Source organism: Albidovulum litorale, assembly GCF_025751495.1.
In the GTDB taxonomy this organism is placed as follows: Bacteria; Pseudomonadota; Alphaproteobacteria; order Rhodobacterales; family Rhodobacteraceae; genus Albidovulum; species Albidovulum litorale.
In genome coordinates, this window is sequence record NZ_JAOWKZ010000001.1 from 1,038,189 (window position 1) to 1,057,730 (window position 19,542).

Genomic DNA, 19,542 nt, shown 5'->3' on the forward strand with positions numbered 1-19,542 from the left:
AAATCAGAAACATTCCTCATCCGCTGTTTACGAAGCCGGACATAAAAGCACGGAAATGTACTGTCGCTGCCCTAGTTGGGTCACGATTCGCAGGCAAAAAGTCCCTATGCCGCGACGGTGTCGGGAACTGGCAATGGCCCTCCGACTTACAACACGGTTCGCGGATGAACCTGAAGAGCGAACCAAACGGAGAGAGACATGAAACTGTTCAAGCTTAAGAAGTTCCACAACGAAGAAGATGGCGCTGTGACCGTTGACTGGGTCGTGCTAACCGCTGCTGTCGTCGGCCTCGGCGTTGCTGCGCTCGCCGCCGTCAAGAAGGGCACCGGCAAGCTCACCGGCGAAATCAACAGCTACCTTTCCAGCCAGACGATCTCGACCACGTTCTAAGACCTGGCCGAAAAGTCACGCGAAAGCCGCGCCCGGGAGGCGCGGCTTTTTCGTTGACGTTTCGGAAACGCATCGTTTCAAAACCACCGGCCTATCGCGTGAAAATGAACGACATGCGCCGCAATCGTGCCATCTTGGTGGCGTTAGCTGGCATCAGGGAAGTCAAGGATTATGGGCCCGCATGCCGGAATGGCACCGGCCTCAAAATGAACGGAGCAAACGATGAAATTCATCAGGATGTTTTCACGGTTCCGCACAGAAGAAACCGGCGCTGTGACCGTTGACTGGGTCGTCTTGACCGCTGCCATCTGCGCGTTGGTTGGAATCGCAATGGCCGGCCTTCGCGGCAACATGACCAGCATAGGCCAGCGGGTTCAAGACCACCTGTCGAGTGCGACGATCACCACCACGTTCTAAAACGCAGCTGTTTATCCGATGCCAGATAAATGGCGTCCTTACGGCGTCCCACGGGGCGCCGAACGGCTTTAAGAGTACGGAATGGGCTGAATGTTTCTAAAACCGGCAAGATTCCACCACCCGGGCTCGCTTTGACCACCATTTCGCCGTATTCCATTCCGATATTCCGCGATAAGGAGGCGGGCAAGCCCATTGGCTGAGCCATGGGGGTTGCCGCCTGAACCACGAAAGGACGCGCCATGCGGTTGGTATTTGGTTTGGTTTTGGTCGTCGGCATCGCCTTGGCGAGTTTCGCCGTTTATATGGCACAGGGCTTCATCGAACAGACTCAGGCCGAACGTGACCGCCTTGCGGCAGAACAGGCGAGGGCAACACCGCTCGTCAACGTCGTCGTTGCCAAGAAACCAATGAAATACGGCGACCGGTTCACCCGCGACGACCTTGAGGTCATCAGATGGCAGGCCGACAAGGTTCCGGCAGGGGCGTTCAACACAGTTGTTGCTCCGCAAGGTGGCGACAAGTCGATCCTGCCGGTCTTCTGGGAAGGTGAAACCCGGCCGCGCGCTGCCCTACGCAGCTATGAGCCGTTTGAACCGATCCTTGGCGCAAAAATAACCGAACCCGGCATCGATGCCGGCATCAACGCGAACCTCACTGCGGGCATGCGCGCCTTTACCATCACTGTCGACGTGACATCGGGCGTGTCGGGCTTCCTGCGGCCGGATGATCGTGTCGACGTCTATTGGAGCGGTACGATCAACGGCCAGGAAGTCACAAAACTTATCGACGAGGCCGTGCGGCTTATTGCCATCAACCAGAGCGCGGACGCCGACCGCAGCGAAGAGACCATGATCGCCGAAACCGTGACTATCGAGGCGACGCCGCAGCAGGTTGCGGCCTTTGCTCTGGCGCAGCGTACGGGTCGTCTTACACTGTCTCTAGTAGGGACCGGCGACAGCGCGGAGGTGGGTGCGGTCGAAATCAACCGCAACGCCCTACTCGGTATAGTCGAGGCGGCGCCTGAGGAAGCCGTCGAGGAAAAGAAGCCCTGCACCATCCGCACCAACAAGGGCGGCGAAGTGGTCGAGGTGGAGATCCCCTGCACGAACTGACCCGAGCCGACTTTGAGAATGTTCCGCGCCGACCACCATATGAAGTGGTCGGCGCAATCTTTTGTCGCAACCCCTTCCTAGTGTTGCTTACGGCCCACATAAAGAGCACACTGCAAACAGTTGATTATTGCAATAAAACACCTTGTCACGCATTCTTGCGGCAATTGGGTACCAATAACCCTTCCACGAGGCGTGATCGGAAAGGCAGGTCACATGTATATAAAAACAGTTGTATCGGCAGGGATGTTGGGCGCAACGCTCACCATGACCGCCATTCCAGCCGCCAACGCGGAAACCCTTAAGATTGTTACGGGTTCCGTGTCGAGCGCGCTTTCAGTACCAATGAACCGCGCTGTTGTTGTTGAAGCGGACGAACCATTTGCGGAACTTTCGATCGCCAACCCGGGCATCGCGGATATCTCAACGCTGTCTGACAAATCGATCTATATTCTCGGCAAGGCGCCGGGTCGCACGACGCTGACCCTGCTTGCGCCGGATGGCCGTCTGATCACCAACGTGGACGTTCAGGTCTCGCTCGATGTGGCGGAATTCAAGGAACGTCTTCAGCAGATCCTGCCGGGCGAGCAGATCGAAGTCCGAACCGCCAATGACGGCATCGTTCTGTCGGGCACGGTTTCCTCGACTGCGAAACTCGACCGCGCGCTTGATCTGGCTCAGCGCTACGCGCCCGACCGGGTGTCAAACCTTATGATGGTCGGTGGCGTGCAGCAGGTCATGCTGAAGGTACGCATCGCCGAAGTGCAACGCAACGTGACCAAGCAGTTGGACGGCTCGATCGGCTTCCAGCGGATCGGCGGATCGCACTTCCAGGCCGGAGCGGCCGGAAATATCGATGGGATCAACAATGTCCTGACCGGTCCCGGTGGCTCGGTCTCGACAGGCGCGAACGGCGCGGTCGGTGTTGGTTTTGGCGTCGGCGCCTTCGAGTTCGGCATTCTGCTGGAAGCGCTTGAGTCCAAGGGGCTTGTCCGCACGCTGGCCGAACCGAACCTGACAACCCTGTCGGGCCAGGAAGCCAGCTTCCTCGCCGGTGGCGAGGTACCGATTCCCGTTGCGGCCGAAAACAACCAGATCACTGTTGAGTATAAGCCCTTCGGTGTGGAACTGGCCTTTACGCCGCGGGTTGTTGATGGCGACGTCATCAACTTGATGATTAACACCGCCTACTCAGCCGTTGACACAAGCGACACGGTAGACATCGGTAACAATATCACCTTGCCGACGTTCAGCCGGCGCGAAGCGGAAACGACCGTCGAAATGCGCGATGGTGAAAGCTTTGCAATTGCGGGGCTCATCAGGGATGACTTCCTTGACAACGCCAACCAGGTTCCCTGGCTAGGTGATATTCCAATCCTGGGTGCCCTGTTCCGCAGCTCAGACTTTAATCGCAGGCAGTCCGAGCTTGTGATCATTGTCACGCCGCATCTTGTGACACCGACACGGGGTGAAGCGCTGGCGCTGCCGACTGACCGTGTGAAACCGCCCACCGAGGCTGGACTGTTCCTGTTCGGCAAAACTTCGGCAACCGGCGGAAATGGTGCCGTTGGCGAAGTCGCCAAGCAGGACTATTCCGGTTCTTACGGCTACGTGATGGAGTAAGACGATGCAAAAGCACATGAGCCTTCTCCTTCTCTCTGCCGGCCTTGCTGGACTCGCGGGTTGCTCGAAGGAAACAAACATCGCCCGCGCCTTCTATTCCGAGGCAGGTTCTGAGATCGAAACCGCCGATTTCGGCAATTCGACGATGAATAACACGCTCGTTCAATCCGGCGAACGGTCCTATGTCATGGACCTGACCCGTCGCTTTGCTTCGGACGTGCCAAACACGGTCAACTTCGCTTTCGACAGTGCAACGCTTGACGGCGAGGCGCAGGCGGCCCTCATGCAGCAGGCCAACTGGATCCGGCAATTCCCGGAAATACGGTTCCGCGTCTACGGGCATACCGACCTTGTCGGCTCCAATGCCTACAACAAGGCTTTGGGTCTGCGGCGGGCGAACGCGGTCGTGGCTTTCCTCTCCAGCCAAGGCATCAGCCGTTCGCGGCTTGAGGCGGTCGCTTCGTTCGGCGAAACACAGCCTCTGGTCTATGTCCAGACCGAGGAACGCCGCAACCGTCGTACCGTTACGGAAGTGTCAGGCTTTGTCGAAAAGAACCCGGCGCTTCTCAACGGGAAGTACGCGGCAGTCATCTGGCGCGAATACGTCAAGAGCGCCGAACCGCCGCACGCACAGGAAGCTGTGCAGGGCATCGCGTCTGGCGGTTAACTCCGACGGGATTGCTTTCGAAACTGGGCGGCCTTTGGCAACAAAGGCCGCCCAATTCTTTTGATCGTCTCCATTGAACGCATAATTACGATCTTTTAGCCCAAATCTTGCCACCATTATCGGGGAGTTTCTGAACCTGAAAGTAATGGCCCGGCATGAGAGTCGGGCGGGGTGGACAAAGTTGGGGCTTGCGCGATTCGGACGGAAGCCGGCGCTGAAGACGCACCAACCCCCGTCCCCCTGTTAAGAAGGACGGATGTGAATGAGCAGCGTAGCAGCCCTGCAGCCAGAGCCGGCACCGATCACCGCGTGCACAATCTCGCGCGACGTCAGTAATTTCGATCTTCTGATCGAGGACATGGAAGCCGAGCTTGGCGAAAGCTGGGGTGACCTGACCTTCGATGACGCGATCGTGTTCCTCGGGCAGCCGGACTCCAAGGCGCTCGAATTCGTTGCCATTGCAGTCGACGCCCAGGACGAAAGTGATCTGGCCCGGATCTCCGGCATCATCACCACCGCCAAGTCCAAGGGCGTCAAGGTGATCCTGATTGCCGATGAGGTCAGCCCCATCGCACTGCACCAGCTTCTTAAGCTCGGCGCTGACGATTTCGTTCCCTATCCCCTGCCGGAAAACGCGTTGCATGAGGCCATCGAGCGGCTCAACCGGGCCCCGGCGCCCGAGCAGGTGATCGATGCCGGGCAAGCAACGCCGAATTTCAAGCCCAAGGGCGATCGTGACGGTGTCATACTCCCGATCCACGGGTTGGCCGGTGGTACGGGCGCCACGACCATGGCTGTGAACCTCGCTTGGGAACTCGCCAACGTCCAGAAAGACAACGGTCCGCGTGTGTGTCTTCTCGACTTCGACTTTCAGACCGGCTCGGTCTCGACCTATCTCGACCTGCCGCGTCGTGAAGCCGTCTACGAGATGCTCTCGGACACGGCCTCGATCGACAATGTCAGCTTCCTTCAGTCCCTTCTGACCTTCAATGACAAGCTGCACATCATGACCGCGCCGTCGGAAATGCTGCCGCTTGACATCGTCACGTCAGAAGACATCAACCGTGTTCTAGACGTCGCCCGAGCGAATTTCGACTTCGTCGTCGTCGACATGCCCCGCACGGTCGTTCAATGGACCGAAGCGGTTCTGAGCCAGTCGCATGTCTATTTTGCGATGATGGAGCTCGACATGCGCTCGGCCCAGAACACACTCAGAATGATCCGTGCACTGAAGGCAGAAGAACTGCCCTACGAAAAGCTGCGCTACGTACTTAACCGGGCCCCGAAATTCACCGACCTGTCCGGCAAGGGTCGCGTCAAACGCCTCGCCGAAAGCCTCGATATCACCATCGAACTGCAACTGCCCGATGGATCCAGGCAGGTTACCGAATCCAACGATCACGGTTTGCCGCTTGCGGAAACCGCATCGAAGAACCCGCTGCGCAAGGAAATCGCCAAACTGGCGCAATCGATCTACCAGCTTAACAAGGCCGCTGAGGCCGGAAGCGCCTAATCACGGGAGCGCGCGATGTTTTCACGCTACAAGAAGCCAGCCCAACCCGGTGCCGCCCCGGCAGCAGCAGCCACGCAGGCCGCGGCCCCGGCAGCAGCGCAGACCGCCGCCGCAGGGCGCCCTGTGGTCGCGCGCCGCACCTCTGCGGACAACCCGGCAGTTTCCGTCGCTGCCGACAAAGAGAAAAAGCGCAAGGAGCGCATGGGCGAGCTGAAGGTCGAGCTGCACAAGAGCCTGCTCGACAACCTCAACCTCGGAGCGCTTGAACACGCGTCGGAATCCGAACTGCGGCAGGAGATCATCGCGATTTCCACCGAAGCACTGGAATCGATGAGCGTTGTCCTGAACAAGGACGAACGTGCCAACCTCTTTCAGGAACTCTATCACGAGGTCATGGGCCTCGGCCCGCTTGAGCCGCTGCTGCAGGACGACACGGTCAATGATATTCTCGTCAACGGGCCGCAGCAGATCTTCATCGAACGGGACGGCAAGCTTGAACTGAGCCACATCACGTTCAAGGACGAACGTCATCTCCTTCGTATCATCGACAAGATCGTGTCGGCTGTGGGTCGTCGCGTCGATGAATCGAACCCCTATTGCGACGCCCGCCTTGCCGACGGGTCGCGCTTCAACTGTATGGTTCCGCCGATCGCGGTCGACGGCTCGCTCGTCTCGATCCGGAAATTCAAGAAAGACAAGTTGGGCGTCGACGATCTCGTCCGCTATGGCGCCTTTACCGAAGAAATGGCCGCCTATCTTCAAGCCGCCGTCGCAACCCGGCTGAACGTCATCGTTTCGGGCGGTACCGGTTCCGGTAAGACCACAACGCTCAACGCACTGTCGTCCTTCATCGACAACTCCGAACGCATCCTGACGATCGAAGACACGGCGGAACTTCAGCTTCAGCAGATTCACGTGGGCCGGATGGAAAGCCGCCCCGCCAACGTCGAGGGCAAGGGGGCCGTGACCCAGCGCGACTGTTTGCGCAACGCCCTGCGGATGCGCCCCGACCGCATCATCGTCGGCGAAACGCGCGGTGAGGAAGTCATCGACATGCTGCAAGCCATGAATACCGGCCATGACGGGTCGATGACCACGATCCACGCCAACTCGGCCCGTGACGGTATCAGCCGTCTGGAAAACATGGTTGCCATGGCCGGGATCGAGATGCCGATCAAGGCCGTTCGCTCGCAGATCGCTTCGGCCGTCAACCTCATCGTGCAGGCCTCGCGCCTTCAGGACGGGTCGCGCCGCATGACATCAATCACCGAGATCACCGGGATGGAAGGCGACGTCATCTCGATGCAGGAGATCTTTCGCTACGAGCGGTTGGGTCTGGCCGCCGATGGAAAGATTGTCGGCCGCTTTACAGCAACCGGTGTGCGTTCCGCCTATTCGGATCGCTTCCGGGCCTGGGGCTATGACCTGCCTGCCACCATCTACGAACCTGTCGCGGCGGAGTAACAAACATGATTATCAGCCCGACACCCATTATTTATGGACTGATCTTCCTTGCGGTCCTGATGCTCGTGAACGGCATCTATCTTGTCGTGTTCGGCAAGTCGATCTCGCTCAACTCCCGCGTCAACCGACGGCTTGAACTGCTGGAAAAAGGCGGACAGCGTGAACAGGTGCTCGAACAGCTTCGCAAGGAGGCGAGCCAGCACTTAAAGGCCAAGGGCATCCCGCTTTATTCGCTGCTCGCGACCAAGGCCCAGAAAGCCAACATCGCCTTCTCGCCCCGCGCAATCATCGCGCTGATGATGCTCATGTCGGTCGTTGCCTTCCTTGGACTCACGGTTGGGACCACGGCCTCGACGCCCGTCCGTATCGCAGTTGCCCTCGCCATGGGGATCGGCGGCGTCTACTTCTGGATCCACCGCCGCGCGAAAAAACGCATGGACATGGTCGAGGAACAGTTGCCCGAGGCCGTCGAGTTGATGGTGCGCTCATTGCGTGTCGGCCACCCGTTCTCTTCGGCGATCCAGATCGTCGCCAAGGAAGTGCCCGATCCACTGGGCACCGAGTTCGGTATGATCGCGGATGAAAGCGCCTATGGCCGGGACGTTTCGGATTCCCTTAAGGAACTCGCCGAACGCATGGATATGCAGGATTTGCGCTTCCTTGCGGTGGCGGTGACGATCCAGCAGCAGTCGGGTGGTAACCTGGCCGAGATCCTCGACGGTCTGGCAAAGGTCATTCGGGCTCGTTTCCGGCTGTTCCGCCGTGTCCGCGCGATCACCGCCGAGGCGAAATGGTCCGGCGTGTTCCTGTCGGCCTTCCCACTGGTGGTGCTTGCGGTCATTCAGATTCTGAAGCCGGACTATTTCGACACCGTGAAGGACACCGCTGCCTTCGTCCCAGCGGCGCTCATCGTCTTCGTGTTTCTCGGAATTAACATCATCTTCATGAAGATGATGGTGAACATCAAGGTCTGAGGGGACTTCACTCATGCTGACTGCAATCAACGACCTGCTCATCGAAAAGATGGGGCCACTTGGCCCGCTCTTCGCGGTCGCAATTCTCGGCATCCTCCTGATTGCCGTGACGCTTCCCGTGATGCTGAAGAAGCAGAAGGACCCCTACTCCAAGCTGAAAGAAACCTCGAAACCGGTCGCGGCAGCACGTGGGTTCGAGAAGAAATCCCTGCGCTCGTCGAACCGCAACGACAAGCTCGACAAATTCGCCAACTTCCTCGAACCGAAGACCGAGGAAGAGATGAGTTCGTCTCGCCTGAAGATGACCCGGGCAGGCTATCGCGGCCGAGACGCGGTGCGTAAATTCCACGCCATCCAGTTCATCCTCGGCATCGTGTTCCTCGTCATCGGCGTCATCTATGCGATCATCGCATCAGCAACCGGAGAGATTACCACCACGACGCTCGTTCTGGCGGTCATCGCGCCCGGCGCGATCGGCTATTATCTGCCGAGATACTGGATTGAGCGGCGGATTCAGACGCGGCAGGAAGAAATCCAGAACGGCTTTCCCGATGCGCTCGACATGCTTCTCGTATGTGTCGAGGCTGGCCAATCACTCGACCAGGGCATCATTCGGGTCTCCAAGGAGTTGAAGACAGGCTACCCCGCACTTGCCGAGGAATTCGAAATCGTCGCGCAGGAAATCAAGGCCGGCAAGGACAAGACAAGCGTTCTGCGCGCCTTCGCAGAACGTTCTGGTGTTGCCGATGTCGGATCCTTTGTGACCGTGATGATCCAGTCGCAGACATTCGGCACCTCGATTGCCGAAGCCTTGCGGATTTATGCGGCTGAAATGCGTGACAAGCGCGTGATGCGTGCCGAAGAGGCCGCAAACAAACTACCGACCAAAATGACGCTCGGCACGATGATGTTCACGGTGCCGCCGCTTCTGATCATCCTTGTTGGTCCGTCCGTTTACGATATGCTGCAGCTGTTCGCCAATTTCCGCCCCTGAGGCCATGACTGCACGCAAATTCGGATTTTTGGCCCTCGTCGGCCTTCTGGCCGCCTGTCAGTCGACAGGCGGCTTTCCCGCTAAAGACACTTCACCCTACGCGCCGGCAGGCGTGGTGCGGGGCGAAGAGGCTGTGGATGGTCTGATCGTTGGCCACCGGCTGATGGCAGCGGGCGAATATGAACTCGCGCTCAAGGCCTATTATCGTGCAGCGGGTGTTCACGGGCTCAACGTCGATACGCTCTCGGCCATAGGGTCCGCCAATCTCCAGCTCGGCCGCCTTGGTCAGGCTGAACGCGCGCTGCGTCGCGCTATTGACGAAGACGAAACCTTCGTGCCCGCCTGGAACAATCTCGGCGTCGTGCTGATGGAAACCGAACGGGTTCCCGAAGCCAGCCGCGTCTTCAAGACCGCATTCGCTCTTGATAGTGGCCGTTCGGACGCCATCCGCGACAATCTGCGTCTTTCCCTCGCCATGCTGGAAAAACCAACTTATGATGCGCCCCAAGACAGCGAATTCACGCTGGTGAGGCGCGGGCATGGGCGATACCTGCTTCTCGCAAAGAAATGAGGCAAAGCAGCAAAGGACGCAGCAAATGCGCCACCCGTTCCTGACACCGTTGTGCATACTTGGCGCGGTAATCTTATCGGCCTGCGAGCAGAATACTGATGCCGAGGTCAGACGTGCCATCGAAGATGTCAATGTCATTGACGAGAGCAATCTCAACGACCTGATGCTTACGGTCGCGGATCCGAACGAGGCGGTGGCTTATTTCTCAAAAACCGCTCAACAGCATCCGGAACGGATAGATATCCGGCGGGGCCTCGCCAAATCCCTTGTCAGAGCCAAGAAGCCGAGAGAAGCTGCCGTCGTCTGGAAGCAGGTGATCGACAGCCCTGAAGGCACCAACGAGGACCGCGTCGGCCACGCAGACGCACTGATCCGCGCCAATGAATGGCAAAAGGCTGAAGCCGCGCTGAATGCTATTCCGCCCACCCACGAAACCTTCGACCGCTACCGTCTGGAAGCGATGATCGCGGACGCCAACAAGAAATGGACCAAGGCTGACAGCTTCTACGAGACCGCTTTCGGCCTAACCACCAGACCCGCCGGTATCCTGAACAACTGGGGATATTCGAAACTGACCCGTGGTGATTTCCCCGGGGCAGAACGGCTGTTCTCGGAATCGCTGACCTATGACAGTTCCAATTTCACGACGAAGAACAACCTGGTTCTGGCCCGCGCGGCGCAGCGCAAATATGATCTTCCGATCATCACAATGACCCAGCAGGAACAGGCCGAATTGCTCTACACAGCAGCCCTGACCGCGATCAAGCAGGGCGATGTAACGATCGGCAAAAGCCTTCTGGAAGACGCGGTGGAAACCAGCCCACGCCATTTCGAGCAGGCAACCCGCGCGCTGGAAACCCTGAACGCAACCGTCACCAAGGGCTGAAAACGATGCTCAATCCCTACGCCGGTCCTGAGGCGGTCGCGTTCGCCTACCGGATATTCCTTGTCCTTTGCGTTCCAGTCTGTGCATGGGTCGCGTGGTCCGACCTCAAGTACATGAAGATCCCGAACAAGGCGGTTTATGCCCTCGTGGGAATTTTTGCCGTTGCGGGCATTCTGCTCGTGCCCTTCGATATATGGCTTTGGCGCTGGTTGAGCCTAGTCGTCGTCCTTGTCATAGGTATTGTACTAAATGCCGTGGCCGGTGTGGGCGCTGGTGATGCAAAATTTGCGGCTGCGGCCGCGCCCTTTTTCGTTCAAAGCGTGAACGATGCGCGCCAGGCCGCGATACTCCTCGCGGCTTTTCTGCTCGGTGCGTTTGCTTCCCATCGCCTGCTTCGGGCAATCCCTGCGGTGCGGGCGATGACGCCTGATTGGGTCTCCTGGACCCACGCGAAATTCCCGATGGGACTGGCGCTGGTCGGCACATTCCTTACTTATCTGACGCTTCTGGCGTTCTCGACATTCTTTCAAGGCCCAACCGGCTGAGTCAGGATGTACAGCGCGGTGCGCCGCACCTCACGAAGGGTCCAGCCACCTTCGTTGATCGCCTCAAGCATGGAAGCCCGCCGCGATAACGACGTAGGGCAGAGCGGCACAGCCACGTAATCGGCATACTCGATCCCCGGTGTTCCACTGTAATACCATGGGGCCCCGCCTTTTACGGGACGGAAGTCGCCGAACATCCAATAGGCTGAAAACAGATCCGTGCCCATGACGGCCGATCCGGCATAACCGGCCGCCTCCAAATCATCTGTGACCAGTTCGAACCAGGCAGAGAACCCGCCTGTCAGCTCGCAATCAGCCAGTTCATCACCGTTTAGCATCGCTGGACCCTCCCGGTCGGCATACTCGTGGTACGCTTCAAACGGCTCACCAGGCCGGTCATAGGGAAGGACTATATGGTTTGTATAGAGGCGTGCACGCGACATCTTGATGTCATCGTGCGCTGGCAATCTCGACAGAAGCGGTACGGTTTCTTCGGTCTCGGCAGCAAGGTGACGCCACGGGCTGAAGGCCAGATTTATCGCTGATGGCGCCCCGAAGGCCAAGGCAAGTACGCCGGTATAGGTCAAAGCATCGCGCAGGTCCCAGCCGATTCCGTTCGTCACCCCGCGTTCAGGCCGCAGCAGAAAGGCACACAAGGCAACAAGATACAGCCATTGCGGATCATTACCCCAGTTTTGGTAGGCGATGTAGAAAAAGCCTGGCATCAGTACATATAACGCCAAACCTTCGACAGACTGTTTGGCCTGACGCAGGAAGATCACGGCCGCAATCAAGGTCAGGGACCCCCCCAAATATATAGGTTCGGCGACAACACTCCCGAAACTCATCCCCGGCGCTGGACGAGAATCGCCCTGCGCCACAGACAGAAGATCGCGAACATATGCGAACCAGAAGTCAAAGCCGGCAAGAGCAGTAAACACAACCGCGATCACCAGTCCCGAAAGGAATGCCGAGACGATCATGCAAAAGTTCCGCCGCGCAAGAAGCGCGACCAATATGCCTGGCGCAAGCGCGACGACATAGGTGACCTTCGTCAGAACGAGAACCGCCAGGCCTATCCCGATCAGCGCACCGTCCAGCCAAGGTCTGGGGCGGTCGTGCGGTGCCAGAACCGCAAGTGGGATGATGATATAACTCACCGCCCAGGCCCATCGGTTGTAATGCATCGAAATCGAAATATCACTCTGCGCCTCGCCATGGACCAGCGCGAGGCACAAAAGCATGACAAAGCCACCATAGGCATAGGGCCAGATGCCGGTCAGCCGGCTGGTCGCCACGCGCAGAACCGGCAGCAGCAGAACCGCCGCGACCAATATCTGCGAATAGAAGATCGCGTGCCCCAGACCGGCGCCCGCCTTAACGAAGATCGCCATAGGCGCTAGCGCAAGAACACCGATCGGCGTCATGAAATCGAGATGCGGCCACTGCCCGTCAGCCATGCGAAGCACCAGCTCCGCCAGATGCATCGTGTCGCCCTCGTGCTTGCCGAGGTAGAATGCACCTTTCAGGATCGGTGCCGTGCCGAGGATCGCAATCAGCACAATCAGGAACGCCGTCAGGCGGGCGGTGCTCGATCTGCCCATTTGCGCCTCTATCCGTAAATTGTTTCCATTTTTTAGCCACATTAGCGCGTCAGAGTGCCCCTGTGAATCCCATGCGGCAACCGGCCGAGCGATTAATCGCGTCTCCGGTCTCCGTCTCGCAAAACGGTCGTAGAAGGTCCCATAGAATGAATATGCAGGTGCCCAACGTCATCGCGCCTATCCCGCCGAAATCACTGGCGGAAACCGGTTTGTCGACTGTGATGATGCGCGATCTACTTCTGAAGACGATCTTCCGCATGAATCTTGAATTCGTATCAGAAATCTCGCGCCAGATTGCCCTGCCGATCCCCGCGACACAGGAGCTGATCGACCTTGCGCGTACTCAGAAACTGCTTCAGGCAACGGGTACGCTGCACGCGACCTCTGGCGGTGAAATGGGCTATCAGCTGACCGACAGCGGCAAGGCGCGCGCGCTCGACGCGCTCGGCCAGTCTGAATATTACGGCGCGATGCCGGTGCCGCTCGACGTCTACCGCGAGCAGGTCCGCAAGCAATCGATCCGCAATGTCCAGATGACGCGGCAGCAGCTTACCGGCGCGATGGGGCACCTGATCCTGCCTGATGAACTCCTCGACCATCTCGGGCCCGCCGTCGGCGCGGGGCGCTCGATCCTGATGTACGGCCCGCCGGGTAACGGTAAATCCTCCATCTCGAACGGTATCCGCGATGCGATCGGCGATAAGATCTATATCCCAAGGGCCATTGAATATGCCGGTCAGGTGATTACGGTCTACGACCCGATCGTGCATTCCGCCGCGGAACAGTCGGTCGATGATCCGAACAGCCTGCGCCGGTCCTCGAACCGCTTCGACAACCGCTATGTTCTTTGCGAGCGCCCGACCGTGATCACCGGCGGTGAATTGTCGCTCGACATGCTCGACCTGACCTACAACCCGACCGCACGGACCTATACGGCATCGCTGCAAATGAAGGCCACCGGCGGCGTCTTCATCATCGACGACCTTGGCCGTCAGGCCGAACCCCCGCAGAAGATCGTCAACCGCTGGATCGTGCCGCTGGAAGAAAACCGCGACATTCTCGCCCTGCAATCGGGCGAGAAGTTCGAGGTGCCCTTCGACACGCTGGTAATCTTCTCCACCAACTTCCATCCGAATGAGATCTTCGACAAGGCCGCCCTGCGCCGGATCTTCTTCAAGATCAAGATCGACGGCCCGAACCAGGAGATCTTCCTCAAGATCTTCGCGATGGTGGCAAAGAAGAAGAAGATGCCGCTCGACGAGAAAGCGCTACTGCACCTGCTGAAGGTCAAATACCCGACCATCGACAACATCTACGCGAACTATCAGCCGGTCTTCTTGATCGACCAGATGATCGCGATCTGCAACTTCGAAGGTATTCCCTATCAGATGACGCCGGAACTGATTGACCGTGCCTGGGCAAACATGTTCGTCCGCGACGAAAAGATCATACACTGATGATGCATGCACTGGGTATAGCCGGGTCGGGACGCGCCGCCCGCAGCTTCATGTCGCGTCTGCACAAGGCTGGCATTCAGGTCAGCACCTGCGACCTGTCGCCAACGGCCGATGGCCAGGCCGATGATGGCACCGGATTTGCCGCCGGTTTGCGGACGCTGATCATTGTGCCTCGGGATATCAACGAGGCCGAAGGCCTGCTCTTCGAAGGGCAGAAGCTTGCCAAAAATACACCCGGCCTGAAGACCATCGTCATCGCCGCAACGCTCTCGCCGCGCTATGTCCGGGCGCTTCGCGGGCGGATTTCGGATGGCATCGCACTCGTGGACGCACCCTTTTCCGGCACGCCACGCGCGGCTGAGGAGGGACGATTGTCGTTCTTTCTTGGCGGTCCGAAGGAAGAAATCGCACAACTCATGCCGATCTTCGATCTGCTCGGACGGCAGGTGGTGCGGATGGGCGGCTTTGGGGCGGCGATGGCCGCGAAAGTCATGAACGACTTCCTCGCGGCATCCTCTAACGCGATGACACGTCTGGCGCTGGACTGGGCCGAGGCACAGGGCATAGATGAGGCACGCTTGCTCGACATGTCAGGCAACTTGCTGGAGGGTCTGACGATGCCCGGTTATGACCTGATGGACGGCAACAGCAACGAGGACAGCGTCTCAACGCTGGTGCGCGATGTCGAAAACGCCCTCGACTCCGCACTGACCGGCGCGCATCTCACGCCGCCACGCTCGATGGAAAAGATTTTCCGTGGGATGAAGGCACGCGCGCTTCACTAGTTGCGAAGGTTTTGTCGGTGCCTAGACTGGCGTCATGCGCCCCCTGCCCGCCCCGTTCTCCAATTGGTTCGACGCCCGTGGCTGGCAGATTCATCCGCATCAGCAAGCGCTGCTGGATCGGGCGAATGAACCTTCGCTTCTGCTGATTGCACCGACTGGTGGCGGCAAGACACTGGCGGGTTTTCTGCCGACGCTGGTGGAATTGGCCGATGGCGGGCATCGCGGTCTGCACACACTCTATATATCGCCCCTCAAGGCGCTCGCCGCCGATATCCGCCGCAACCTGACCCGGCCCGTCACCGAGATGGGCCTGCCGATCCGGATCGAGGACCGGACCGGCGACACCTCCTACACTAAACGCCGCCGCCAGCGCGCCGACCCGCCGCATATCCTGCTGACGACGCCGGAGAGCTTGGCGCTTCTCCTGAGTTACGAGGATGCCCCGCATATCTTCGCAAGGCTCAGCCGGGTCATTGTCGATGAGGTCCATGCGCTCGCGGAATCGAAGCGTGGCGACCAACTCATGCTGTCGCTCGCCCGGTTGAGCACCCTTGCCCCGGGCCTGCGGCGCGTCGGCCTTTCGGCCACGGTCGAAGACCCGGTGGCCATCGCCCGTTTCCTCGCCCGCCACCCGGACCCCTGCGAGATCATCCATGCCGATCCCGGCCCCGATCCCGACATCGCCATGCTGGAAACCAAAGGGCCACCGCCATGGTCCGGCGGTGGCGGGCGTTATGCGATCCCGGAGGTGCTGACCGAAATCAGCCGGCACCGCACGACGCTGATCTTCCACAACACACGCGCGCAGGCGGAGCTCTTCTTCCGCGACCTCTGGATGGCGAATGATGAGGGGCTGCCCATCGGCATCCACCACGGCTCACTCTCGCGCGAGGCGCGCGAAAAGGTGGAGGCAGCGATGGTCGCGGGCGAGTTGCGCGCCGTGGTTTGCACCGGTTCCCTCGACCTCGGCATCGACTGGGGTGATGTGGATCTCGTGATCCAGGTCGGTGCGCCGAAAAACGTCAAGCGGCTGGTGCAGAGGATCGGCCGTGCCAATCACCGCTACAACGCGCCCTCCAAGGCGCTTCTGGTGCCCGCGAACCGGTGGGAGGTGGTCGAATGTCAGGCCGCGTTGCAGGCTGTGAAGGACCATGACCTTGACGGCGATCCGCGCGGGCCGGGGCCGCGCGATGTCCTTTGTCAGCATATACTCATAGCCGCTTGCTCCGCGCCCTTCGATGCCGATGCGCTGTTCGCCGAAGTGACGAGTGCCGGCCCCTATGCCGCGCTCACGCGACCGGATTTCAACGCCTGCCTCGATTTCTGCGCGACCGGGGGGTATGCGCTGAAAGCTTATGACCGCTGGCAGCGGCTCATGCTGCGCGATGGGCTCTGGACGCTCCGAGACCCACGCGCGACGCGCGATATCCGCATGAATATCGGCACGATCACCGATGCCGAAATGGTTAAGGTCCGCTGGCAGAACCGGCTGGGGGGCCAGCCCTTGGGAGAGGTCGAGGAAAGCTTCGCCTCAAAACTCGCCCCCGGCGATACGTTCCTGATCGGCGGCAAGATTGTGCGCTATGTGGGCCTGCGCGAAATGGCGCTGGAGGTGGCACCCGCACCGGGGCGCGAACCGAAGATCGCGGTCTATTCGGGGACTAAGTTTTCCACCTCGACCCAGCTTTCGCATCGCATCCTGCGGATGCTGCGACAGGACAGCTGGCCGGACCTGCCTGCCCATACCGCCGAATGGCTGGCGCTGCAGCGCGACATGTCGCGGCTGCCCCAGCTTGACCGCCTCCTGATCGAGACCTTTCCCGCCGAGGGTCGCGCCCATCTCTGCGCCTATGGATTCATGGGCAAGAACGCGCAGGTGACACTGGGCCTTCTCCTGACCAAGCGCATGGAGGAGGAAGGGCTGAACCCGCTGGGCTTTGTCGCCACCGATTACGCGACGCTGATCTGGGGGCTCGATCCGGTGCCCGACCCCACTGCGCTTTTCGACCGGGCCGCGTTGCGGGACGGGCTGGAGGGCTGGCTTGCGGGCAATGCAGTGATGAAACGCACCTTCCGCAACGTGGCGCTTGTCGCAGGGCTCATCGCCCGCAATCTGCCCGGCGCACGGAAATCCGGACGGCAAGCGACGTTTTCGTCGGACATCCTCTACGACACGCTCCGCCGCTACGACCCCGATCACCTGCTGATGCAGGTCACAAGGGAAGAGGCGATGCGGGGTCTCGTGGGGTTCGGCCGGATCGAGAATATGCTGGACCGGGTAGGCGACCGGATCGACCATCTCGCCCTGCCCCGCTTGACGCCTTTTGCCGCGCCGTTGTTCCTCGAACACGGCAAAGTACCGGTCGAAGGTGCCGCCCGGGAACGGCTGATGGAGGAAACCGCCGCGCGGCTTATGGCAGAGGCCGGACTTGGCTGAACCGTCGGACGTTGAGTATTTTTGCCAAGAAGAAGATGGCATTGCCTTTTGGGATCGGGCGCGGCAGGAACAAGACATGAACGGATTTAATTTCCATCTCGGAGAAGCAGGGCTGACCGCTCTCCCCTCGGGCGCGCTCTGGTGGGCGTCAGAGGGTTGCCTGACCGTCTCTGACCTGCATCTTGGCCGCTCGGAACGCTACGCGCGGCGGGCGGGGGCGTTGTTGCCGCCTTATGAAGTCGATGAGACGCTGGCGCGGCTCGATTCTGACATCGCGGCGACGGGCGCGCGGACGGTGATCTGCCTTGGCGATACGTTTGATGACCTTCAGGCGGCGGAGCTTGCGGAGACGCATACGCTCTGGCTCGCCCGCCTGATGGCCGGTCGGCGCTGGGTCTGGATCGAGGGCAATCACGATCCGGGGCCGGTTGACCTTGGCGGGGAGCATCGGGCCGAACTGGTGATGGGTCCGCTGACCTTCCGGCACATCGTTGCCGAGGGAGCGGTCGGTGAGGTCTCTGGCCACTACCATCCCAAGGCCCGCATCGCGGGGCAGGCCCGGCGCTGCTTTCTGGTGGATACACGACGGCTGATTCTGCCTGCCTATGGCACCTATACCGGTGGCCTTTACAGCGACGACCCCGCGCTATCTGATCTGATGCAACCCGGCGCCATCGCCATCCTGACCGGTCAGGCCGCGCGACCGATGCCGATGCCACGCAGAAAGGAACCCGCATGACCGAGGCCCTGACCCCGACCCGCGATGCGAAGGTGAGGGCGAGTTTCGCCCGGCAGAGGCTGATGACCACCTTCGGGGCCGGGATCACCGTGCTGACCCCGGGCCATTGCGAGATCACCGCGCCGATCCTGCCGCTTGCCCGTCAGCAGCACGATGTCGGTCATGCCGGACTGACCTTTGCCTTGGGCGACACCGCGGCGGGTTATGCCGCACTGACACTGATGACCGATAAGGCAGAGGTGATGACGGCAGAGATGAAGGTCAACCTGCTGGCGCCTGCGAAGGGCGACCGTCTGATCGCAACGGGCCGTGTCGTGAAGGCCGGTCGACGTTTGACGGTCGTGACCGCCGAAGTCGAGGTGGAAGAGGCGGGCGAACGCCGCCTCATCGCGGTGCTTCAGGGAACGATGGTCCCGGTCTGACGCCTCAGGCCGTCAGCCCTTCGGGCTCGGCCAGACCATTGGCGCGGCAGCAGGCGGTCAGCGTATTGGCCAGAAGGCAGGCGATGGTCATCGGCCCGACGCCACCCGGCACCGGGGTGATCGCCCCGGCAACGGCGGCACAGCTTTCGTATTCGACGTCGCCCACAAGCTTTTTCTTGCCGTCCCGTTCAATCCGGTTGATGCCCACATCGATCACGGTCGCGCCCGGCTTGACCCAGTCGCCCGGGATCATCTCGGGGCGACCCACGGCGGCGACGAGAATATCGGCGCGGCGGCAGACCTCGGCCAGATCCTTGGTGCGGCTATGCGCGATGGTGACGGTGCAGCTGTCGCCCAGCAACAATTGCGCCATCGGCTTGCCGACGATGTTCGAGCGGCCCACTACAACCGCATCCAGACCGGAGAGCGAGCCGTGGTGATCGCGTAGCATCATCAGGCAGCCGAGCGGCGTACACGGCACCATCGACTTCTGCCCGGTGCCCAAGAGGCCGACGTTCGAGATGTGGAAGCCGTCGACATCCTTCGCCGGGTCGATCGAGTTGATCACCAGATCCGAATTCAGATGCCCCGGCAGTGGCAATTGCACAAGGATGCCGTGCACGGCGGGATCGTTGTTCAGCTTGTCGATCAGCGCCAGCAGATCGGCCTCGGACGTGTCTGCGTCGAGCTTGTGTTCGTAGGAATTCATCCCAGCCTCGACCGTCGACTTGCCCTTGGAGCGGACATAGACCTCCGACGCCGGGTCCTCGCCCACCAGCACGACCGCAAGGCCCGGCGTGATGCCGTTTTCTTCCTTCAGCCGTGCTACGTGCTCTGCCACCTTGGCTCGCACATTGGCCGCAAATTCCTTGCCGTCGATCACCTTGGCGCTCATTCCCGCATCCTTCCGTTGCTCTTGCCGCCCGGCATGTGCCAGACGGATTG

19 protein-coding genes are annotated in these 19,542 nt (G+C 60.2%); 17 read left to right on the forward strand and 2 right to left on the reverse strand.

Annotated features, from left to right (window positions below):
• The first annotated feature begins 198 nt into the window (after positions 1–198).
• The 12 genes from OEZ71_RS05250 (at position 199) to OEZ71_RS05305 (ending at position 11,153) form a co-directional block, all read left to right on the forward strand.
• Positions 199–390, forward strand: coding sequence for a hypothetical protein (locus OEZ71_RS05250; RefSeq protein ID WP_263738857.1), 192 nt, complete (start codon positions 199–201; stop codon positions 388–390).
• 222 nt (positions 391–612) lie between these two features.
• Positions 613–807: a hypothetical protein gene (locus OEZ71_RS05255; protein ID WP_263738858.1), complete on the forward strand. Its 195-nt coding sequence runs from the start codon at positions 613–615 to the stop codon at positions 805–807.
• 239 nt (positions 808–1,046) lie between these two features.
• On the forward strand, positions 1,047–1,919 hold the full coding sequence (gene cpaB / locus OEZ71_RS05260) for a Flp pilus assembly protein CpaB (RefSeq protein ID WP_263738859.1): 873 nt from the start codon (positions 1,047–1,049) through the stop codon (positions 1,917–1,919).
• 213 nt (positions 1,920–2,132) lie between these two features.
• Positions 2,133–3,539 carry a type II and III secretion system protein family protein gene (locus tag OEZ71_RS05265; RefSeq protein WP_412175600.1) on the forward strand — a complete coding sequence of 469 codons (1,407 nt, stop codon included), beginning with the start codon at positions 2,133–2,135 and terminating at the stop codon, positions 3,537–3,539.
• A gap of 16 nt (positions 3,540–3,555) precedes the next feature.
• Positions 3,556–4,206, forward strand: a complete 651-nt coding sequence (locus OEZ71_RS05270; protein WP_263738860.1) for an OmpA family protein — start codon at positions 3,556–3,558, stop codon at positions 4,204–4,206.
• Between the two features lie 262 nt (positions 4,207–4,468).
• On the forward strand, positions 4,469–5,719 hold the full coding sequence (locus OEZ71_RS05275) for an AAA family ATPase (RefSeq protein ID WP_263738861.1): 1,251 nt from the start codon (positions 4,469–4,471) through the stop codon (positions 5,717–5,719).
• Positions 5,720–5,734: 15 nt separating this feature from the next.
• Positions 5,735–7,183 carry a CpaF family protein gene (locus tag OEZ71_RS05280; RefSeq protein WP_263738862.1) on the forward strand — a complete coding sequence of 483 codons (1,449 nt, stop codon included), beginning with the start codon at positions 5,735–5,737 and terminating at the stop codon, positions 7,181–7,183.
• 5 nt (positions 7,184–7,188) lie between these two features.
• A complete protein-coding gene (locus tag OEZ71_RS05285; RefSeq protein WP_263738863.1) occupies positions 7,189–8,157 on the forward strand; it encodes a type II secretion system F family protein in 969 nt (322 codons plus the stop codon).
• Positions 8,158–8,170: 13 nt separating this feature from the next.
• A complete protein-coding gene (locus OEZ71_RS05290) occupies positions 8,171–9,151 on the forward strand; it encodes a type II secretion system F family protein (protein ID WP_263738864.1) in 981 nt (326 codons plus the stop codon).
• 4 nt (positions 9,152–9,155) lie between these two features.
• Entirely contained in the window at positions 9,156–9,722 is a 567-nt protein-coding gene (locus OEZ71_RS05295; protein WP_263738865.1) for a tetratricopeptide repeat protein, read from the forward strand.
• A 25-nt stretch (positions 9,723–9,747) separates the two neighbouring features.
• Positions 9,748–10,608, forward strand: coding sequence for a tetratricopeptide repeat protein (locus OEZ71_RS05300; RefSeq protein ID WP_263738866.1), 861 nt, complete (start codon positions 9,748–9,750; stop codon positions 10,606–10,608).
• A gap of 5 nt (positions 10,609–10,613) precedes the next feature.
• Positions 10,614–11,153 carry a prepilin peptidase gene (locus OEZ71_RS05305; RefSeq protein ID WP_263738867.1) on the forward strand — a complete coding sequence of 180 codons (540 nt, stop codon included), beginning with the start codon at positions 10,614–10,616 and terminating at the stop codon, positions 11,151–11,153.
• Here the strand turns inward: OEZ71_RS05305 and OEZ71_RS05310 are convergent.
• Positions 11,135–12,799 (reverse strand): hypothetical protein, encoded by a 1,665-nt coding sequence (locus OEZ71_RS05310; protein ID WP_263738868.1) that lies wholly within the window; start codon positions 12,797–12,799, stop codon positions 11,135–11,137. The two genes, OEZ71_RS05305 and OEZ71_RS05310, sit on opposite strands and share 19 nt — an antisense overlap.
• 104 nt (positions 12,800–12,903) lie before the next feature.
• On the opposite strand from OEZ71_RS05310, the gene OEZ71_RS05315 reads away from it, so the two are divergent.
• The 5 genes from OEZ71_RS05315 to OEZ71_RS05335 all read left to right on the forward strand — a co-directional run bounded on the left by OEZ71_RS05315 (position 12,904) and on the right by OEZ71_RS05335 (position 18,597).
• The gene (locus OEZ71_RS05315; RefSeq protein WP_263738869.1) at positions 12,904–14,214 is read left to right on the forward strand and encodes an ATPase; all 1,311 of its coding nucleotides are present in this window, start codon (positions 12,904–12,906) and stop codon (positions 14,212–14,214) included.
• Complete coding sequence (locus OEZ71_RS05320) at positions 14,214–14,999, forward strand: NAD(P)-binding domain-containing protein (RefSeq protein ID WP_263738870.1); 786 nt, start codon at positions 14,214–14,216, stop codon at positions 14,997–14,999. Before OEZ71_RS05315 ends, OEZ71_RS05320 begins: the two co-directional genes overlap by 1 nt.
• A gap of 34 nt (positions 15,000–15,033) precedes the next feature.
• The gene (locus tag OEZ71_RS05325) at positions 15,034–17,436 is read left to right on the forward strand and encodes a ligase-associated DNA damage response DEXH box helicase (RefSeq protein ID WP_263738871.1); all 2,403 of its coding nucleotides are present in this window, start codon (positions 15,034–15,036) and stop codon (positions 17,434–17,436) included.
• Between the two features lie 76 nt (positions 17,437–17,512).
• Complete coding sequence (gene pdeM, locus OEZ71_RS05330; RefSeq protein ID WP_263738872.1) at positions 17,513–18,175, forward strand: ligase-associated DNA damage response endonuclease PdeM; 663 nt, start codon at positions 17,513–17,515, stop codon at positions 18,173–18,175.
• A complete protein-coding gene (locus OEZ71_RS05335; protein WP_263738873.1) occupies positions 18,172–18,597 on the forward strand; it encodes a PaaI family thioesterase in 426 nt (141 codons plus the stop codon). Before pdeM ends, OEZ71_RS05335 begins: the two co-directional genes overlap by 4 nt.
• Before the next feature lie 4 nt (positions 18,598–18,601).
• Here OEZ71_RS05335 and folD read toward each other — a convergent pair whose 3' ends face one another.
• A complete protein-coding gene (folD, locus tag OEZ71_RS05340; protein ID WP_263738874.1) occupies positions 18,602–19,492 on the reverse strand; it encodes a bifunctional methylenetetrahydrofolate dehydrogenase/methenyltetrahydrofolate cyclohydrolase FolD in 891 nt (296 codons plus the stop codon).
• Between the last annotated feature and the right edge of the window lie 50 nt (positions 19,493–19,542).

Coding starts and splice junctions, on each gene's coding strand:
- OEZ71_RS05255 (WP_263738858.1), top strand. CDS start 613: ATGAAATTCATCAGGATGTTTTCACGGTTCCGCACAGAAGAAACCGGC.
- OEZ71_RS05250 (WP_263738857.1), top strand. CDS start 199: ATGAAACTGTTCAAGCTTAAGAAGTTCCACAACGAAGAAGATGGCGCT.
- pdeM (WP_263738872.1), top strand. CDS start 17,513: ATGAACGGATTTAATTTCCATCTCGGAGAAGCAGGGCTGACCGCTCTC.
- OEZ71_RS05275 (WP_263738861.1), top strand. CDS start 4,469: ATGAGCAGCGTAGCAGCCCTGCAGCCAGAGCCGGCACCGATCACCGCG.
- OEZ71_RS05270 (WP_263738860.1), top strand. CDS start 3,556: ATGAGCCTTCTCCTTCTCTCTGCCGGCCTTGCTGGACTCGCGGGTTGC.
- OEZ71_RS05305 (WP_263738867.1), top strand. CDS start 10,614: ATGCTCAATCCCTACGCCGGTCCTGAGGCGGTCGCGTTCGCCTACCGG.
- OEZ71_RS05335 (WP_263738873.1), top strand. CDS start 18,172: ATGACCGAGGCCCTGACCCCGACCCGCGATGCGAAGGTGAGGGCGAGT.
- OEZ71_RS05315 (WP_263738869.1), top strand. CDS start 12,904: ATGAATATGCAGGTGCCCAACGTCATCGCGCCTATCCCGCCGAAATCA.
- OEZ71_RS05290 (WP_263738864.1), top strand. CDS start 8,171: ATGCTGACTGCAATCAACGACCTGCTCATCGAAAAGATGGGGCCACTT.
- folD (WP_263738874.1), bottom strand. CDS start 19,492: ATGAGCGCCAAGGTGATCGACGGCAAGGAATTTGCGGCCAATGTGCGA.
- cpaB (WP_263738859.1), top strand. CDS start 1,047: ATGCGGTTGGTATTTGGTTTGGTTTTGGTCGTCGGCATCGCCTTGGCG.
- OEZ71_RS05280 (WP_263738862.1), top strand. CDS start 5,735: ATGTTTTCACGCTACAAGAAGCCAGCCCAACCCGGTGCCGCCCCGGCA.
- OEZ71_RS05320 (WP_263738870.1), top strand. CDS start 14,214: ATGATGCATGCACTGGGTATAGCCGGGTCGGGACGCGCCGCCCGCAGC.
- OEZ71_RS05295 (WP_263738865.1), top strand. CDS start 9,156: ATGACTGCACGCAAATTCGGATTTTTGGCCCTCGTCGGCCTTCTGGCC.
- OEZ71_RS05285 (WP_263738863.1), top strand. CDS start 7,189: ATGATTATCAGCCCGACACCCATTATTTATGGACTGATCTTCCTTGCG.
- OEZ71_RS05265 (WP_412175600.1), top strand. CDS start 2,133: ATGTATATAAAAACAGTTGTATCGGCAGGGATGTTGGGCGCAACGCTC.
- OEZ71_RS05310 (WP_263738868.1), bottom strand. CDS start 12,799: ATGTGGCTAAAAAATGGAAACAATTTACGGATAGAGGCGCAAATGGGC.
- OEZ71_RS05325 (WP_263738871.1), top strand. CDS start 15,034: ATGCGCCCCCTGCCCGCCCCGTTCTCCAATTGGTTCGACGCCCGTGGC.
- OEZ71_RS05300 (WP_263738866.1), top strand. CDS start 9,748: ATGCGCCACCCGTTCCTGACACCGTTGTGCATACTTGGCGCGGTAATC.